Raw genomic sequence first — 17,804 nt, 5'->3', positions numbered from 1 at the left:
GCTTCGCAGCCGGACGCAGCCTTCGGCAGCTGCTACACGGAAAAGCGGACCAGACTCTGCGGGGAGAACAATAAGAAATGCACGACAACCATTTGAGTCGCCATGCCCAGCAAGTCCTGACCGTCACTCAGGGAAAATCCCACCTGCACGGCCCCGGCAGCGATCCGTCGATTGCCCGTTCCTGGCTGCGTTGTCTTGAGGACTATCACCTCGACCCGTCCCTGACCATGGCGCCGACGGTGCTGGAACATGGCCGCGTCCTGGAAAGCCGCGAGCGCTTGCAGCAAGTGCTGCACATCGCCGGCAGCGAAATGACCAGCCTTCATCAGCAACTCTCCGGTGCCGGCCACGCTGTCCTGCTGACCGACGCCCGCGGCGTGATCCTCAATTGCGTCACCGCGCCTGCCGAGCGGAAGATTTTCGAACGCGCCGGCCTCTGGCTCGGTGCGGACTGGAGCGAAGCGTGCGAAGGCACCAACGGCATCGGCACCTGCCTGGTGGAGCGCCAGTCGCTGACCATTCACCAGGATGAACACTTTCGCGGCCGCCACACGGGCCTGACGTGCTCGGCGAGCCCGGTGTTCGACCCGCATGGCGAACTGCTGGCGGTGCTCGACGTGTCCTCGGCGCGCCACGAGGTCTCGCGTCAGAGCCAATTCCACACCATGGCCCTGGTCAATCTTTCGGCGAAGATGATCGAGAGCTGCTATTTCCTGCGCTATTTCGACAATCAGTGGTTGCTGCGTTTTCACCTTCAGGCCGAATCCGTCGGGTTGTTCAGCGAAGGGTTACTGGCGTTTGACGGGGAAGGGCGGATCAGTGCGGTCAACCAGAGTGCGCTGAACCTGTTGGGGCATATTCGCGGTGGGCTGCTGGGCAAGCCGGTGGAGGCGTTTTTTGACTGCTCGCTGGATGAATTGCTCGGCCGCGCAAGCGTCAATGCCAGCGCCAGCTGGCCGTTGCGCACGCGCGACGGGCGGAGTCTGTTTGCGGTGTTGCGCGGGCAGCCACGCAGCATTCCGGTGCCGGTGGTGCAAAGTCCGGTGATCGCCGAACCTTCGCGCTTGTCGGGCATTTGTCTGGGTGACACGGGGCTGCAGGAAAATTTCCGCAAGTCCTTGCGCGTGTTCGAGCGGGACGTACCGCTACTGATCAACGGCGAAACCGGATCCGGCAAGGAAGCGTTTGCCAAAGCCGTCCACCAGGCCAGCCGGCGAGCAGAAAAAGCCTTCGTCGCCCTCAACTGCGCAGCCATCCCCGAGAGCCTGATCGAGAGCGAGCTGTTTGGCTATCGCGGCGGCAGCTTTACTGGCGCTCGCAAGGAAGGCATGCGTGGCAAGTTGCAGCAGGCCGATGGCGGGACTCTGTTCCTCGATGAAATCGGCGACATGCCCCTGGCTTTGCAGACCCGACTATTAAGGGTGCTGGAGGATCGTCAGGTAGTGCCGATCGGCGGCGAGCCGGAATCGGTCAACGTACGGATCATCAGCGCCACTCACCGCAATCTGCTGGAGCGGGTGCAGGACGGCAGCTTCCGCGAGGATTTGTATTACCGGCTCAACGGGCTGGAAGTTGCACTGCCGGCGCTGCGTGATCGCAGTGATAAGTCTCAGTTGCTCGATTTTTTGTTGGCCGAAGAGGCGGGCGGGGAAACCGTATTGATTGACGGTCCGGCACGCCAGGCGTTGCTGGCCTTTGCCTGGCCGGGGAACGTGCGGCAGTTGCGCAATGTGCTGCGCACGTTAGCGGCGTTGTGCGACGGTGGGCGGATTGGGTTGGAGGATTTGCCGGCGATGATTCGCCAGGCCCGGTCGGTTCCGGTTGTTGCCGTTGAAGAGCCGTCGGACTATCCGCTGGATGACGCTGAGCGGCTGGCGTTGCTGAATGCGTTGGAACAGACGCGTTGGCATATGACTCACACGGCTGAACAGTTGGGGGTCAGTCGTAACACTCTCTATCGAAAACTGCGTAAACACGGCATTGAGCGGTAGGCAGTTAAATCCAGCCCTCACCCTCACCCTCACCCTCTCCCGGAGGGAGAGGGGACTGATCGAGGTGTTCTTGGAGGTACATCGACCTGAAATGACGAGCCGAGCTCAGGTTGCGAAAACCATGGAGATCTGCTCCCTTTCCCCCTCTCCCCTGTGGGGCGGTCCGACGTTTCGGGAGGGCTGGGATGAGGGGTGGATCTCAAGCCATCAGCTAAAGAGTGCGAATTTTCCCACCCTACGCTAACCTGCGGCCATGTTTTACGAGGTCGACTAATGCACATTCACATTCTTGGTATCTGCGGCACTTTCATGGGGTCGATGGCTGTTCTGGCCAAAGAGCTGGGCCATCACGTGACGGGCTCCGATGCCAACGTCTATCCGCCGATGAGCACTCAGCTTGAGGCTCAGGGCATTGAGTTGACCCAAGGCTATGACCCGGCGCAGTTCGATCCGGCACCGGATCTGGTGGTGATCGGCAATGCCATGTCCCGCGGCAACCCGGCTGTCGAATACGTGCTGAACAAAGGCCTGCCGTACGTCTCCGGCCCGCAATGGCTGTCAGATCATGTGCTGCAAGGTCGCTGGGTGCTGGCCGTCGCCGGTACCCACGGCAAAACCACCACCAGCAGCATGCTCGCCTGGGTGCTGGAACATGCGGGCATGAGCCCGGGTTTCCTGATCGGCGGCGTGCCGCAAAACTTCTCGGTGTCCGCTCGCTTGGGCGACACACCATTCTTCGTGATCGAAGCCGACGAGTACGACAGCGCGTTCTTCGACAAGCGCTCCAAGTTCGTTCACTACCGCCCGCGCACGGCGATCCTGAACAACCTGGAATACGATCACGCCGACATCTTCCCCGATCTGCCAGCCATCGAGCGGCAATTCCACCATTTGGTGCGGACCATCCCGAGCGAAGGCCTGGTGATCCATCCGACCACCGAACCTGCGTTGCAGCGAGTGATCGAGATGGGCTGCTGGACCCCGGTGCAAACCACCGGCGCCGGCGGTCAGTGGCAGGTCAAACTGCACAGCGAAGACGGTTCGAAGTTCGAAGTGATGTTCGAAGGTGTTGCCCAAGGTGTGGTCGAGTGGGACATGACCGGCCAACACAACGTCGCCAACGCTCTGGCTACGTTGGCTGCCGCCCGCCATGTCGGCGTGGTGCCGTCTATGGGCATCGCTGCTCTTAGCGCATTCAAAAGCGTCAAGCGCCGGATGGAGAAAGTCGCGGAGGTCCGTGGCATTACCATCTACGACGACTTCGCCCACCACCCGACGGCTATTGCGACGACCCTCGACGGCCTGCGCAAGCGCATCGGCGATGCACCGTTGATTGCGATCATCGAGCCGCGCTCCAACTCTATGAAACTCGGTGCTCATCGCGACGGCTTGCCGGAAAGCGTGGTCGATGCCGATCAGGTGATCTGGTACGCGCCGGCTAACCTCGGTTGGGATCTGGGGGCGACTGCTGCGTTGTGTACGGTGCCGTCGATCGTCAGCGATTCGCTGGAAGGCATCATCGAGCGCGTGAAGAGCCAGGCCCAGCCCGGCACTCACGTGGTGATCATGAGCAACGGCGGCTTCGGCGGCCTGCACGGCAAACTCGCCGAGGCGCTGCAATGAACAACGGCCCGGAACGCATCACGCTGGCGATGACCGGCGCTTCCGGCGCCCAATATGGTTTGCGCCTGCTTGACTGCCTGATTCGTGAAGACCGCGAGGTGCACTTCATGATCTCCAAGGCTGCGCAACTGGTGATGGCCACCGAGACGGACGTTACGTTGCCGCCGAAAACCCAGATGATGCAGGCCTTCCTCACCGAATACACCGGGGCTGCCGCCGGACAGATTCGGGTGTACGGCAAGGAAGACTGGATGTCGCCAGTAGCCTCGGGCTCCGGCGCGCCAGCGGCGATGGTGGTGGTGCCGTGTTCCACCGGGACCTTGTCGGCTATTGCGACGGGGGCCTGCAACAACCTGATCGAGCGTGCCGCCGACGTCACCTTGAAGGAACGTCGTCAGCTGATTCTGGTGCCGCGTGAGACGCCGTATTCGAGTATCCATCTGGAGAACATGCTCAAGTTGTCGAATATGGGCGTGACGATTTTGCCGGCGTCGCCCGGTTTTTATCATCAGCCGCAAACCATCGACGACTTGATCGATTTCGTCGTGGCGCGAATTCTCAATCTGCTGAATATTCCCCAGGACATGCTGCCGCGTTGGGGCGAACACCATCTGACCAGCGATGAATAAGCTGCTGGCGATGGTGCTGGCGCTGCAATTGGCTGGCTGCGCCACGGCGCGAACGCTTGATGCCGCCAAGCCAGGGGCGCCAGTGGTGTACTCGGGGACGCGTCTGGATTTGTATGCCATGAACGGCGGCTGCTGCGCCATGGACCGCTTCGGCGCCGAAGCCCCGAGCTACCCCGGTGTCGACCTGCCGGCCAGTGCGTTGCTCGACACGCTGCTGTTGCCGCTGTCGGTGCTCACGGTGATCGGGGTAAGTTTTCAGGCAACGGGCGGGTTGTAGCGTTCGGCTCTGAGTGGGGGGCGCACCCTTCGCGAACAAGCCCGCACACACATTAGATCTTCAGCAGACACAAATTATGTGACACCGCCGATCAAATGTGGGAGCGGGCTTGGTCCGGGCGGCGATCCGACGAAGGCGTCATTTCAGGCGCAGCATTATTTGCCCAACTTCCTCAATTCATCCGACTCCACAATCCGTACCCCATCCTGCTCTTCGAGCGCCAGTCGCCACATGGCGCGGGCCAGTTGGCAGGCTTCGATGCCGCGGTATTTACCGGGGATCAAGCGGGACAAAGGCCCAACGAATTGCTCAGCCATACGCGGTTCCATACGCTCGCCCAGCAGCAGCGAAGGTCGGCAAATGGTCAGTTGCGGCCAGTCCTGCGCGCGCAATGCATATTCCATCTCGCCTTTGACCCGGTTGTAGAAAATAGGGGACCTGCGATCAGCCCCCAGTGCACTGATCACGATCAGGTGCCGTGCGCCCAGCTCCCGTGCACGTTTGGCGAACGCCACTACCATGTCCAGGTCCACCGCGCGAAACGCCTGTTCCGAGCCGGCTTTCTTGATGGTGGTGCCCAGGCAGCAGTAGGCGATGTCGACGCGACCATTCAATTGCGGCAGAAACACCGCAGGGTCGCCGACCGGGTTTTCCAGATGGGGATGCTCGGCCAATGGCCGGCGTGAGGGCGCCAATACTCGTGAGATCGTGGGCTCATTGAGCAGGCGATCAAGTAAATGTTCACCGGTCAAACCGGTAGCTCCGGCAAGCAGTACGTGCTGAGGCGTCAAGTACATAGTGTTTCCCCCTTGATACTATTCAGCTTAGTTGCTCGTTGCGTCCTTGCTGCTGACGGAGACACTTTGTAGTGCTTTTCGTGCCTGCTGTTTGCGTAACAGCTGCCAGTGAGAGAGAACGGTTTTCGGCGCCCAGATCTGCGGTTCAGAGGCTTCGAAGCTGTCCGCCAGTTCACGTTCGGCGACGGTGGCCTTGGCCAGTTTGAAGGCTTGCTCCAGGTCGTCGGTCTGGTTCAGTGCCTGGGCGAACAGCGCATCGCCGAAGTAGGTGAAGTTGGCTTCTTCCGAGCAACCGAAGGACACGCGGTCAGCGCGCGAGGCGGTCATGATCAGGGTGCGTTCATCTTTGAGGGCGGGAATGAAGCCACCGGAGTAGCAGGACGAAATCACGATGATCTTGTCGCGGTTTTTCAGCGGAGAGAGAACTGCGGCAAGTTCATCGGCCGGTAGATCGGACAGTTCCATGCGCGGCTGGTCGAGCACCAATTCGTGTTCGCTGGTGCCGTGGCTGGTCAGGTAGATGAAGATCAAGTCTTCCGGGCCACTGCGTTCGGCCAGGGCGGCGGCGGCGCGGCGCAGGTTTTCCCGGGTGGCCATCGGCCGGTCGACGAGGTGGTCGCGATGGTTCACCAGGCGGATCTGGCCAAACGCACCAAAGCGACTGCTGAGCATGTTGCTGACGTAATCGGATTCGCGCAGGAACACGCTTTGCTTGCCGTCACCACCCAGGGTCAAGGTGTACAACTCGACTGCGGGGGTCGAAGCCGGCACGTTGGACAGTGCATCGTCGAGCAAACGGCCCTGGGCCAGCAAACCGAGTTCCAGGCTGTCGGGCAGCAGCTTGCCATCGGCATCGCGAACACGCTGGCCATTGACCCACGTACCGTTTTGCACCGTGCCGTCAGTCAGCACCAGGGTGCCGTGCCCCGAGTAACTGTCACCGTCGAACTGGCCGATGTAGAAGCTGCCGTCTGACAGGTTCAATCGACCTTGGCCGGTGAAGCGCCAGTCGCTGAACTGGCCGATGTAATGGCTACCGTCGGCACCGATCAGCTCGCCCTTGCCGTTCAGCGATCCTTCCTTGAATTGACCGAGCCAGACATCACCGTCGGCGTTCTCGTAGCGGCCCTTGCCGTGCAGTTGGTTGTTTTTGAAGCCGCCGATATAGATATCGCCATCGGCGCTGTTGAAAGTCCCGTTGCCTTCGAGCTGACCGTCGACGAAATGCCCGGTGAACTGATTGCCGCTGGCGTCGCCCCGTTGGCCTTCGCCGTTGGGTTTGCCGTGGGCGAACTGGCCCTGATACGAGCTGCCGTCTTCGAGTTCGAGACGACCGAGCCCTGAATATTGATCGGCCTTGAATTCACCGCGGTAGGTCATACCGTTTTCTTTGAGGGTGCCTTCGCCGTCCCGTCGACCGGCTTTGAAACCGCCGGTGAAGCTGCTGCCGCTGGTGGTCAGTGTGCCCTTGCCGTCGAACAGCCCTAGATTGAATCCCCCGCGATAGACTTCGCCGTTACTGCCGTGCCATTCGCCCTGGCCATGCCATTGGCCCTTGTCGAAGTCGCCGGCGTACCAGCTGCCGTTCGGGTAATCGATACGGCCCTGGCCTTGCAGCAATCCGTTGACCAGTTCACCGCGATAGCGTCCGCCGTCCGGCAAGCGGGCGTCGGGGGGCAACAGCGATTCGCCGTCGCCGCAAGCGGTGAGCAATAGGGTCAGAGCGAGGAGTGCAAGTGGGCGCATAGCGGGATCCGGGCAATTAGGCGACCGAGTATGCCGCAGCTGTTTGACCTTATATAGCCAGGAAACAGGAGAGGGCGCGAAACAGCGTGAGCTGCTTCGCATCCGGGATGGGTTACACGAAGCAGAGAGACAGTGGCTCGGCGATGTAGGCCGGTTTGTCCGAGCCTTCAATCTCAAGCGTGGCGGTGGCCTTGAGCAGCCATTGGCCGGGTTTCTTCTCGATGACTTCGTTCATGTCGACCTTGAGTCGTACCCGGGAATTGACCTTCACTGGCTGGATGAAACGCACGGTATCCAGACCGTAGTTGACCACCATCTTCGCCCCTTCAGGGAGGATCAGGATGTCTTCCATCAGTTTGGGGATCAGCGACAGCGACAGGAAACCGTGTGCAATGGTGCTGCCAAATGGCGTTTGCGCGGCTTTGACCGGGTCGACGTGGATGAACTGATAGTCCCCTGTGGCTTCGGCGAACAGGTTGATGCGCTCCTGATCGATGGTGAGCCATTCGGAACGTCCGAGTTCCTTGCCGACATAATCTTTGAGCTCTGCAACTGGAACATAGGGCATTGAGACTCTCCTTGGGTTCATCGGTTTTATAGTTTTGAGGTGGGGGGATTTGACCTCCCGGATTACCACTTTAGATCAACATGGCAAATGGCTCCGGTCAACTGAACATGATTTTGGCGAATGCCGGTCTATAGCGTTGGCGTGCTTATAATGCTCGGCCCGCTTGTGCGGGATGATATTGGCGGGAGATGACGGATGTTGTTACGTGGCCTGACCTGGCTGGTGCTGTTCCAATTGCTGGGCACAGCCATCAACCACTTGTTTTTACCGGTGCTGCCGGGGCCGATTGTCGGCCTGCTGTTGCTGTTGGTATTCCTGATCAGCCGTGGCCAGGTCGGCGAACCGCTGAACCTCGCGGCCAGCAGTCTGCTGCGTTACCTGCCGTTGCTGCTGGTGCCGCCAGCCGTAGGTGTGATGGTTTACGCTAAAGACATTGCCGCAGATTTCTGGGCCATCGTCGGTGCGCTGGTGTTGTCCCTGTTGCTGTCCCTGGCCTTCGCTGGCGTGCTGATGCAGCGCATGGTCAAGCGTCACGCTCATCGTGAGGACGGCCAATGATCTTCGACTGGCACGGCGCCTGGGCGTCGGTGATTCATCATCCGTTGTTCGGCATCGGCATTACGCTGGGTGCTTATCAGCTGGTGCTGGCGGCGTACGAGAAAACCCGCTGGATCTTTCTGCAACCGGTGCTGGTCTCGATGCTGCTGGTGATCGGCGTATTGGTGGGTTGCGGCCTGACCTATGCCGAGTACCGCAAGAGCACCGAGATCCTCAGCATCCTGCTCGGGCCTGCGACCGTTGCGCTGGCTGTGCCGCTGTACCTCAATCTGCGACGCATTCGGCAGTTGTTCTGGCCGATATTTACTACGCTGGTGATAGGTGGCGTCGTCGCCACCGGCATGGGCGTATTGCTGGGCTGGTCGTTTGGTGCCGAACATATGATCCTGATGACCATGGCGCCGAAGTCGGTGACGTCGCCGATTGCCATGCTGGTGGCAGAGCAGATCGGTGGCGTCGCGGCGCTGGCGGCAGTGTTCGTGTTGATTACCGGGGTGATCGGGGCGATCTTCGGGCCGAGTCTTTTGACCAGGCTGGGTGTGCACAGTCCTGAGGCGCGCGGTATGGCACTGGGCATGACGGCGCACGCGGTAGGCACTGCGGTGGCAATGCAGGAAAGTGAAGAATGCGGCGCCTTCGCGGCGCTGGCGATGAGTCTGATGGGCGTGGCCACGGCAGTTTTCCTGCCGTTGGCGGTGTCGATGGTGGTGTAAGGAAATGTCTATGAGCTTGCCGCTTTTTCCGCTGAACACGGTGTTGTTTCCTGGCTGCATCCTCGATTTGCAGATCTTCGAGGCGCGCTACCTGGACATGATCAGTCGCTGCATGAAACAGGGCGGCGGCTTCGGCGTGGTGTGCATCCTCGACGGCGAAGAGGTCGGCATCGCCCCGGCGGGCTACGCACTGGTCGGATGCGAGGCGCTGATCACTGATTTCAAACAGCAGGACAATGGCTTGCTGGGCATTCGGGTGCAGGGCGGACGGCGTTTCCACGTGTTGCGCACCGAGGTTCAGCGCGATCAGCTGACCGTCGCCGAGGTCGAGTGGCTAGAGGACGAACCTGAGCAACCGCTCCAGGACGAGGACGCTGACTTGGTTGCACTGCTCAAAGCCTTGGCCGAACACCCAATGGTCGAAGCATTGAACATGGGCACCGAAGCAACCGGGCAGCAGTCGTTGGCCAATCAGTTGGCGTATCTGTTGCCGTTTGCCGAAGTGGACAAGATCGACCTGCTGCAACTCGATGATCCGCAGCAGCGACTGGATGCGATTCAGGCGCTGCTGGATGAGTTGCAGGGTGAGTTGTTTGCCTGATCAGTAGGCATACCGCAACATCGCATGCGGTAAGTGCCGCAACGCAAAGAACCCGAACAGCGCTACCATCGCCGGCAACACCAGCCACCAGACCTTCGGTGGCATGGCGTTGAGCGGTGCCGGGCGCTGATTCAGCCACAAACTCGCCGCACACACGCACGCTGCCAGCATCGCGCCGGCCAGCACATCCGTTGGCCAGTGCGCGCCCAGGTACACCCGGGACAGGGCAATCGCCAGCGCGGGCAAGCAACCCAATAGCAGCCAGGTCAGACGCATGCGCGGTGGTTGCCCGCGACCAGCCAGCACGGCCAGCGTCAGAAACAGCGCAAAAGAGCCCGAGGCGTGGCCGCTGGGCATGCTGTAGCTGGTCAGAGGGTCGCTCAACACTTCCGGGCGTACGCGGGCGAAAAAGTGTTTGGTCACGGTGTTGCCCAGCGCGGTGCACAGCAGGGTGCTACCGGCGAAAATCGCCTGGCGCCATTGCCGGGTGAGCAACAGCAAACCCGTTAACAGGGCGCTGAACAACAGCATGTTGCGAAACTCGCCGATCAACGTGAACGTCACCGCCACTTCATCGAGCATCGGGCTGCGGTGCTCCTGCACCAGAGTCATCACACCCTGATCGAGGGCTGTCAGGTGCGGATAGCCGATAAACAGTCCCGCCAGAATCAGAAAGCTCATTCCGGTAATCAGCATCGTCGCTTTGCGATGACGGCGCATGCTGCTGGTGATGCTCAAGCCCAGCATGAGGGCGATGCTGCCGGCGACGATTCCGGCCTCAGGCCAGAATCCCTCCGGCAGCGGCAAGCGAATCGCCGCCCCCGTGGCCCAGCCGGGCAGCAGATAGGCAACGGTCCAACCAGCGGCGGCCAGCAGGCTGACGGCAGCGAAGCGCGGGAAGGGCATGTCGAACATCCCCGCGACCATCGGCAACATCGGCCGCAGCGGGCCGATGAAGCGCCCGACCAGCAGGCTGGCGATACCGTAGCGCTGGAAATATGCCTCGGCCCCGGCGATCCATTCCGGATGATGGCGCAATCCTGGCAGGCGCCGGATGTTCTGATGGAAATGTCGCCCGAGGAAGTACGAAATGATGTCGCCCAGCACACCGCCGAGGAACCCCAGCAACAGCGTTTCGCCCAGCGACAGCGCACCGCTGCCGGCCAGTACCGCCACGGCAAACAGCAACACTGTGCCGGGCACGATCAGCCCGGCAATCGCCAGGCATTCCACACAGGCCACTATGAACACCGCCGCGGCCAGCCATTGCGGGTTGACCGTCAACCAACCGGTCACGCTATCGAGCCATGGGCCCATAAAAACAACTCCCTCTTATTAATTGACCCCCGCAGGAGTTGTATTCACAGCAAAAAATAATCGCGACCTTCGACCTGCCCCCGTCGCAGCGGGTTGCGCGTGCAATACGGCGCGTAAGCCGCATCGACGAAGCGGTACATCAAATGCTCGTCGCGGCCGTGGGGAATGCCCAGGCGCGTGGTTTGTATGATGTGAACGGGCGCCGGGCCGACATCTTCCACCAGCAGCACTTCATGGTCGAAGCGCTTGGCGTCCCAGACCGGCACCTTCAGGCCCAACGCTTTGCAGAGCAAAGTCTGTCCGGCGCAAAGCTTTTGCGAGGGGCGAGGGCGACCTTGGGCGTCGGGATTGTTCAACAGCATTTGCGCCAGGCTCGCCGGCCCGCTCAAGTCATCGACCCACGGATAGGCGGATTTGATCAGCACTGCATTGCCCGGGCCTTGGGCGCTGAAGTTCAGGGAATCGCCGCCCCGGGCGTAATACATATAGATGTGGCCGCCATCCAGAAACAAAGCCTTACGTTTTTCTGTGTAGCCGAGGGAGGCGTGGCTGCCTTTTTCTTCGAAGTAATAGGCTTCGGTCTCGATAATACGGGCGCTGAGCCACAGGTCGCCGACCCGGTGACGAATGACTTTGCCGAGTAAATCCCGGGCCAGCGTTTGAGCATCTCTGTCGAAAAATGCATCCCCGAGCCCCTCGGGCGGGCTCATTGCGGACGTGGGAACAGTCAGGTTGGTCATGAAGAACGGCGTTTATCAGGGCTGATTGAGTCGTGATGATAACAATTTGCAGCTTAATCACGGCTGAACGTCGGCAAATTGCCCTCCATTTCGACCATCCGCCCGTCACCGCTGTTAGTCGAGGGACGCGACAGCTATAATCTGCCGCTTTACTCTTTACCAAGACCTTAGCAAAGACCACTCCAGACCATGACTGAGTCCGTTCTTGACTACATGACCCGATTGGGTCGCGCTGCCCGCGAAGCTTCTCGCGTCATCGGCCGTGCCAGCACCGCGCAGAAAAACCGCGCCTTGCAGGCTGCTGCCAATGCGTTGGACGCCGCACGCGCCGAGCTGACGGCTGCCAATGAACTGGATTTGGCCGCTGGCCGCGCCAATGGTCTTGAGCCTGCATTGCTTGAGCGTCTGGCGCTGACCCCGGAACGCATCGACGGCATGATCGTCGGTTTGCGTCAGGTGGCGGCTCTACCGGATCCGGTCGGCGCGATCCGCGACATGAGCTTTCGGCCGTCGGGCATTCAGGTCGGCAAGATGCGCGTGCCGTTGGGCGTGATCGGGATCATCTACGAATCCCGGCCGAACGTGACCATCGATGCCGCCAGCCTGTGCCTGAAGTCCGGCAACGCGACCATCCTGCGTGGCGGCTCCGAGGCGATTCATTCCAATCGTGCCATTGCCGCCTGCATCCAGCGCGGTCTGGCTGAAGCCGATTTGCCTGCCGCCGTGGTGCAAGTGGTCGAAACCACTGACCGTGCCGCCGTTGGCGCACTGATCACCATGCCTGAATACGTCGACGTTATCGTGCCCCGTGGCGGCCGTGGCCTGATCGAGCGCGTGAGTCGTGACGCCCGCGTGCCGGTTATCAAGCATCTGGACGGCATCTGTCACGTTTACGTCAGTGCTCACGCCGACCTGCCGAAAGCCCAGCGCATCGCGTTCAATGCCAAGACTTACCGCTATGGTATTTGCGGCGCCATGGAAACCCTGCTGGTCGACCAGGCAGTCGCCAAGGATTTCCTGCCGTCGATGGCTGCACAGTTCCGCGAAAAAGGCGTCGAACTGCGCGGCTGCGAACGCACCCGGACGATCATCGATGCGGTGGCGGCCACTGAAGAAGACTGGAACACCGAGTACCTGGCGCCCATTCTCTCGATCCGTGTGGTCGACGGACTGGACCAGGCCATCGAACACATTAACAAGTACGGCTCCCATCACACCGATTCGATCGTCAGCGAAAACCTTGCTGACACCCGACGTTTCGTCGCGGAAGTCGATTCGTCGTCGGTAATGATCAACACCCCGACGTGCTTCGCCGATGGATTCGAATACGGATTGGGTGCCGAGATTGGCATTTCTACTGATAAGCTGCACGCCCGCGGCCCGGTGGGTCTTGAAGGTCTGACCTGCGAGAAGTACATCGTGGTCGGTGATGGCCAGTTGCGCGGCCAGGCGTCGGACTGACTTGGGCGACCTCGACCTGTCAGCCCCGGTAACCGCCAGCGAGCCTGCGCCTCGACGCATTGGCATGCTGGGCGGAACCTTCGACCCAGTGCACATCGGCCATTTGCGCAGTGCGCTGGAAGTCGCCGAATCGCTGGCGCTCGATGAGCTGCGTCTGACACCCAGTGCCAGACCGCCTCATCGCGGTACGCCGCAGGTGTCGGCGAAAGACCGTCTGGCGATGGTCGAGTGCGCGGTGGCCGGTGTGGCGCCGTTGGTGGTGGACGCCCGCGAATTGCAGCGGGACAAACCGTCCTACACTATCGACACCCTGGAACTGATGCGCGCCGAACTGGCCGCCGAAGACCAGATTTTTCTACTTTTGGGCTGGGACGCATTTTGCGGCCTGCCCACTTGGCACCGCTGGGAAGAGTTGCTCCAGCATTGCCACATCCTGGTGCTGCAACGCCCGGATGCCGACAGCGAACCGCCGGATGCCTTGCGCAATCTGTTGGCGGCACGCTCGGTGAGCGACCCGCTGGCCCTCAAAGGGCCGAGCGGACAGATTGCATTCGTCTGGCAGACACCGCTCGCGGTATCCGCCACCCAGATCCGTCAACTGCTGGCCAGCGGTAAGTCGGTACGTTTCCTGGTGCCCGACGCGGTCCTGGCCTACATCGATGCGCACGGTCTCTACCGTGCGTCGAACTGAAAAAGGGCGCGCTTCAAAACACGTGAACGCGTGTACCGAAGCGCCCGAACATACGAGCAAAAACGAGTTTTATATGACGAACAAAGACGTAACTAAAGTAAAGCGCAAAGGCACGTTCAAGAGCGCCCCGCTGCCAGTAGAAGTTCCAACCGGCCCTGAGCTGCGCGGCGAAGAGCTGGTCAAGGTTGCCGTAGCGGCCCTGGAAGATGTCAAGGGCCAGGACATTCAGGTAATCGACGTTCGTGAAAAGCAGAGCATCACTGACTTCATGATCATCGCTACCGGTACGTCCAACCGCCAGATCGGCGCGATGCTGGATAAGGTCCGCGAGGCGGTCAAAGCCTTGGGCGTCAAGCCGCTGGGTGAAGAAGGCAAGGGCGACAGCGACTGGGTCCTGCTGGATATGGATGATGTCATCGTGCACATGATGACTGCTTCGGCTCGTCAATTTTACGACCTGGAGCGTCTGTGGTCCGGTGCAGAACAGAGCCGTGCTCTGAACGCGGCTCACCACAGCCCGGAAAACACCCATGAGCACTTCGTCAAGCTCAACAAAGACCAGCAATAAGGGATCGCTGTGCGACTGCGACTGATCGCCGTCGGTTCACGCATGCCCAAGTGGGTGGAAGAAGGCTGGCATGAATATGCCAAGCGTCTTCCGTCCGAGCTGGCGCTGGAACTGGTGGAAATACCGCTCAACACCCGTGGCAAGAACGCCGACGTGGCGCGCTTCATCCGTCAGGAAGGCGAAGCCATGCTGGCCAAGGTCGGGCCGAACGAGCGCGTTGTGACCCTCGAAGTCCACGGCAAGCCCTGGAGCACTGAGCAACTGGCGGTCGAGCTCGATCGCTGGCGGCTGGACTCGCGCACGGTGAATTTCATGGTCGGCGGCCCCGAAGGGCTGGCGCCGGAAGTCTGTGCCCGGGCCGATCAGCGCTGGTCGCTCTCGCCGTTGACGTTGCCGCACCCGCTGGTGCGAATCCTGATCGGCGAACAGCTGTATCGTGCCTGGACAGTCTTGTCCGGCCACCCTTACCACAAGTAGTTCTGCCCTCATGCCCCAGCCGATCCGCATCAAGGACCACGAAAAAGACGCCCGTCTGGTGCGTGGCCGCGTCGTGTTCGGGGCAATTGCGGTGGTGTTGCTGATCTGTGTGCTGATCGCGCGGCTGTATTTCCTCCAGGTGATTCAATACGAGTACCACTCGACCCTGTCGGAAAACAACCGTGTCCATGTGCAGCCGATTCCGCCGACGCGCGGGTTGATCTTCGATCGCAATGGCGTGGTGGTGGCCGATAACCGGCCCAGCTTCAGCTTGAGCATGACCCGCGAACGCTCCGGCGACTGGCAGCAAGTGCTCGACGTCATTGTCGAAGTGCTGGAGCTGACGCCCGAGGACCGGGTGATCTTCGAGAAGCGCATGCGTCAGGGGCGCCGGCCGTTCGAGCCGGTGCCGATCCTGTTCGAGCTGACCGAAGAACAGATCGCCCGCATCGCGGTGAATCAGTTCCGTCTGCCGGGTGTGGAAGTGGTCGCGCAGCTGGTGCGTCACTATCCGCAGGGCCCGCACTTTGCGCACTCGGTGGGTTACATGGGGCGGATCAACGAGAAAGAGCTGAAGTCGCTCGATCCGGTCAATTACAGCGGCACCCACCACATCGGCAAGACCGGTATCGAGCGTTTCTACGAGCCCGAGCTGCACGGTCAGGTGGGTTACGAAGAAGTCGAGACCAACGCTCGAGGCCGCGTGTTGCGCGTGCTCAAGCGTACCGATCCGATTCCCGGCAAGGACATCGTCCTGAGCCTGGACATCAAATTGCAGGAAGCGGCCGAAGCTGCACTCGGCGGTCGTCGTGGTGCGGTGGTCGCGCTGGACCCGAAAACCGGCGAAGTGCTGGCGATGGTCAGTGCGCCGAGTTTCGATCCGAACCTGTTCGTCACCGGCATCAGCTTCAAGGCCTACGCCGAGCTGCGCGATTCCATCGACCGGCCACTGTTCAACCGCGTGCTGCGCGGCCTGTACCCGCCGGGCTCGACCATCAAGCCGGCCGTGGCAATTGCCGGCCTGGATGCTGGCGTTGTGACCGCATCGAGTCGGGTGTATGACCCCGGCTATTACCAGTTGCCCAACTACGATCACAAATACCGTAACTGGAACCGTACCGGTGACGGCTACGTCGATCTGGACACGGCGATCATGCGGTCCAACGACACCTACTTCTACGACCTGGCCCACAAGCTGGGGATCGATCGGTTGTCGGCTTACATGGGCAAGTTCGGCATCGGCCAGAAGGTCTCGCTGGACATGTTCGAAGAGTCACGGGGGCTGATGCCGACACGGGAATGGAAGCGTGCAACCCGACGTCAGGCCTGGTACCCGGGAGAAACACTGATTCTTGGGATTGGGCAGGGCTACATGCAGTCCACTCCGTTGCAGCTGGCCCAGGCCACAGCGCTGGTCGCGAACAAGGGTGTCTGGAACCGTCCGCACCTGGCCAAGACCGTCGAAGGCGAGCGGCCGAAGGATGAAAACCCGATGCCGGACATCATCCTGCGTGACCCGTCCGACTGGACCAAGGTCAACCACGGCATGCAACAGGTGATGCACGGTGCCCGGGGTACGGCACGCAAAGCGGCGATCGGTTCGCAATACCGCATCGCGGGCAAAAGTGGTACGGCCCAGGTCGTCGCGATCAAGCAGGGCGAGAAGTACGACCGCTCCAAGGTTCAGGAACGCCATCGTGACCACGCCTTGTTCGTCGGCTTCGCACCAGCCGACAACCCGCAAATCGTGGTGTCGGTGATGGTCGAGAACGGCGAGTCCGGTTCCGGCGTCGCAGCGCCCGTGGTGCGTCAAATCATGGACGCCTGGCTTCTGGACCAGGACGGTCGGTTGAAGGGCGAATACGCCAGCCCTATCAGTGCGGAGGCTACGGCCCGTGAAGAGTAATTTCGATCGCATCCTCTCCAGCGAGGATGTGATGCGTCGCCGCGCGACGCTGTTGCAACGCATGCACATCGACGGTCCGTTGCTGATCCTGCTGCTGACCCTCGCTGCCGGCAGCCTGTTCGTGCTGTATTCGGCCAGCGGCAAAAGCTGGGATCTGCTGGCCAAGCAGGCCACCTCGTTCGGCATCGGCCTGGTGTCGATGATCGTCATTGCGCAGTTTGAACCGCGCTTCATGGCCCGTTGGGTGCCAGTCGGTTATGTGCTCGGCGTGCTGTTGCTGGTGGTGGTGGACGTCATGGGCCACAACGCCATGGGCGCTACGCGCTGGATCAACATTCCCGGGGTGATCCGCTTCCAGCCCTCGGAATTCATGAAGATTCTGATGCCGGCGACTATCGCCTGGTATCTGTCCAAGCGCACCTTGCCGCCGCAGCTCAAGCATGTGGGCGTCAGTCTGTTTCTGATCGGCTTGCCGTTTATCCTGATCGTGCGTCAGCCCGACCTCGGCACTTCGCTGCTGATCCTCGCCGGTGGCGCGTTCGTTCTGTTCATGGGCGGCCTGCGCTGGCGCTGGATTCTCAGCGTGATTGCCGCGGCTGTGCCAGTGGCGGTCGGCATGTGGTACTTCATCATGCATGACTACCAGAAGCAGCGAATCCTGACCTTCCTCGACCCCGAAAGCGATCCGCTGGGCACTGGCTGGAACATCATTCAATCGAAAGCCGCCATCGGTTCCGGCGGTGTGTTCGGCAAGGGTTGGTTGCTCGGTACTCAGTCGCACCTGGACTTCCTGCCGGAAAGCCACACCGACTTCATTATTGCGGTCATGGGCGAAGAATTCGGCTTGGTGGGTATTTGTGCACTGCTGCTGATTTACCTGTTGTTGATCGGCCGCGGACTGGTGATTACCGCTCAGGCCCAGACATTGTTCGGCAAATTGCTCGCGGGCAGTCTGACCATGACGTTTTTTGTTTACGTTTTCGTCAACATCGGTATGGTCAGTGGCCTGTTGCCGGTTGTGGGGGTGCCGTTGCCGTTCATTAGCTACGGAGGAACTTCGCTGGTGACGCTGCTGTCAGCGTTTGGGGTTTTGATGTCGATCCATACCCATCGTAAGTGGATCGCTCAGGTTTGAATAAGG

At 60.8% G+C, this 17,804-nt stretch carries 18 protein-coding genes; 13 read left to right on the top strand and 5 right to left on the bottom strand.

What is annotated here, in order from left to right; all coding sequences use genetic code 11:
• The first annotated feature begins 77 nt into the window (after positions 1-77).
• From QFX16_RS25580 to QFX16_RS25565, 4 genes are all read left to right on the top strand, one after another.
• Positions 78-1,991: a sigma-54-dependent Fis family transcriptional regulator gene (locus QFX16_RS25580; RefSeq protein ID WP_283181813.1), complete on the top strand. Its 1,914-nt coding sequence runs from the start codon at positions 78-80 to the stop codon at positions 1,989-1,991.
• A 273-nt stretch (positions 1,992-2,264) separates the two neighbouring features.
• Entirely contained in the window at positions 2,265-3,614 is a 1,350-nt protein-coding gene (gene mpl / locus QFX16_RS25575) for a UDP-N-acetylmuramate:L-alanyl-gamma-D-glutamyl-meso-diaminopimelate ligase (protein ID WP_283181812.1), read from the top strand.
• Positions 3,611-4,243 (top strand): flavin prenyltransferase UbiX, encoded by a 633-nt coding sequence (ubiX, locus tag QFX16_RS25570; RefSeq protein ID WP_283181811.1) that lies wholly within the window; start codon positions 3,611-3,613, stop codon positions 4,241-4,243. The genes mpl and ubiX overlap by 4 nt, the downstream gene beginning before the upstream one ends.
• Positions 4,236-4,520 carry a YceK/YidQ family lipoprotein gene (locus QFX16_RS25565; RefSeq protein ID WP_283181810.1) on the top strand — a complete coding sequence of 95 codons (285 nt, stop codon included), beginning with the start codon at positions 4,236-4,238 and terminating at the stop codon, positions 4,518-4,520. Before ubiX ends, QFX16_RS25565 begins: the two co-directional genes overlap by 8 nt.
• A gap of 155 nt (positions 4,521-4,675) precedes the next feature.
• On the opposite strand, the gene QFX16_RS25560 is transcribed toward QFX16_RS25565, so the two are convergent.
• The 3 genes from QFX16_RS25560 to QFX16_RS25550 all read right to left on the bottom strand — a co-directional run bounded on the left by QFX16_RS25560 (position 4,676) and on the right by QFX16_RS25550 (position 7,631).
• Positions 4,676-5,317: an oxidoreductase gene (locus QFX16_RS25560; RefSeq protein WP_283181809.1), complete on the bottom strand. Its 642-nt coding sequence runs from the start codon at positions 5,315-5,317 to the stop codon at positions 4,676-4,678.
• A 27-nt stretch (positions 5,318-5,344) separates the two neighbouring features.
• Positions 5,345-7,063, bottom strand: a complete 1,719-nt coding sequence (locus QFX16_RS25555; protein WP_283181808.1) for a C13 family peptidase — start codon at positions 7,061-7,063, stop codon at positions 5,345-5,347.
• 112 nt (positions 7,064-7,175) lie between these two features.
• The gene (locus QFX16_RS25550) at positions 7,176-7,631 is read right to left on the bottom strand and encodes a MaoC family dehydratase (RefSeq protein WP_123367685.1); all 456 of its coding nucleotides are present in this window, start codon (positions 7,629-7,631) and stop codon (positions 7,176-7,178) included.
• A 195-nt stretch (positions 7,632-7,826) separates the two neighbouring features.
• Between QFX16_RS25550 and QFX16_RS25545 the strand changes: the two genes are divergently transcribed.
• Genes QFX16_RS25545 through QFX16_RS25535 form a run of 3 tightly spaced genes read left to right on the top strand, consistent with a single transcriptional unit; the run spans position 7,827 to position 9,503 of the window.
• A complete protein-coding gene (locus QFX16_RS25545; RefSeq protein ID WP_129440876.1) occupies positions 7,827-8,189 on the top strand; it encodes a CidA/LrgA family protein in 363 nt (120 codons plus the stop codon).
• Positions 8,186-8,902 (top strand): LrgB family protein, encoded by a 717-nt coding sequence (locus tag QFX16_RS25540; RefSeq protein WP_283181807.1) that lies wholly within the window; start codon positions 8,186-8,188, stop codon positions 8,900-8,902. Before QFX16_RS25545 ends, QFX16_RS25540 begins: the two co-directional genes overlap by 4 nt.
• Positions 8,903-8,912: 10 nt before the next feature.
• Positions 8,913-9,503: an LON peptidase substrate-binding domain-containing protein gene (locus QFX16_RS25535; protein WP_084319700.1), complete on the top strand. Its 591-nt coding sequence runs from the start codon at positions 8,913-8,915 to the stop codon at positions 9,501-9,503.
• Here QFX16_RS25535 and QFX16_RS25530 read toward each other — a convergent pair whose 3' ends face one another.
• On the bottom strand, positions 9,504-10,820 hold the full coding sequence (locus QFX16_RS25530) for a bifunctional DedA family/phosphatase PAP2 family protein (protein ID WP_283181806.1): 1,317 nt from the start codon (positions 10,818-10,820) through the stop codon (positions 9,504-9,506).
• A gap of 44 nt (positions 10,821-10,864) precedes the next feature.
• Positions 10,865-11,560, bottom strand: a complete 696-nt coding sequence (locus QFX16_RS25525) for a DNA-3-methyladenine glycosylase (RefSeq protein ID WP_283181805.1) — start codon at positions 11,558-11,560, stop codon at positions 10,865-10,867.
• Positions 11,561-11,749: 189 nt separating this feature from the next.
• On the opposite strand from QFX16_RS25525, the gene QFX16_RS25520 reads away from it, so the two are divergent.
• The 6 genes from QFX16_RS25520 to rodA all read left to right on the top strand — a co-directional run bounded on the left by QFX16_RS25520 (position 11,750) and on the right by rodA (position 17,798).
• Complete coding sequence (locus QFX16_RS25520; protein ID WP_283181804.1) at positions 11,750-13,021, top strand: glutamate-5-semialdehyde dehydrogenase; 1,272 nt, start codon at positions 11,750-11,752, stop codon at positions 13,019-13,021.
• A 1-nt stretch (position 13,022) separates the two neighbouring features.
• Entirely contained in the window at positions 13,023-13,712 is a 690-nt protein-coding gene (nadD, locus tag QFX16_RS25515) for a nicotinate-nucleotide adenylyltransferase (protein WP_283181803.1), read from the top strand.
• A 73-nt stretch (positions 13,713-13,785) separates the two neighbouring features.
• Positions 13,786-14,280, top strand: a complete 495-nt coding sequence (rsfS, locus tag QFX16_RS25510; RefSeq protein WP_033054148.1) for a ribosome silencing factor — start codon at positions 13,786-13,788, stop codon at positions 14,278-14,280.
• 9 nt (positions 14,281-14,289) lie between these two features.
• Positions 14,290-14,757, top strand: coding sequence for a 23S rRNA (pseudouridine(1915)-N(3))-methyltransferase RlmH (gene rlmH, locus QFX16_RS25505; RefSeq protein WP_007937439.1), 468 nt, complete (start codon positions 14,290-14,292; stop codon positions 14,755-14,757).
• A 10-nt stretch (positions 14,758-14,767) separates the two neighbouring features.
• Positions 14,768-16,663, top strand: coding sequence for a penicillin-binding protein 2 (gene mrdA / locus QFX16_RS25500; protein ID WP_283181802.1), 1,896 nt, complete (start codon positions 14,768-14,770; stop codon positions 16,661-16,663).
• A 31-nt stretch (positions 16,664-16,694) separates the two neighbouring features.
• Complete coding sequence (rodA, locus tag QFX16_RS25495) at positions 16,695-17,798, top strand: rod shape-determining protein RodA (protein ID WP_283184636.1); 1,104 nt, start codon at positions 16,695-16,697, stop codon at positions 17,796-17,798.
• Positions 17,799-17,804 lie beyond the last annotated feature (6 nt).

Origin of the sequence: Pseudomonas svalbardensis (assembly GCF_030053115.1) — a bacterium.
Taxonomy (GTDB): Bacteria; Pseudomonadota; Gammaproteobacteria; order Pseudomonadales; family Pseudomonadaceae; genus Aquipseudomonas; species Aquipseudomonas svalbardensis.
The sequence above is the reverse complement of the archived record's forward strand: the minus strand, read 5'-3'. Positions and strand labels throughout refer to the sequence as shown.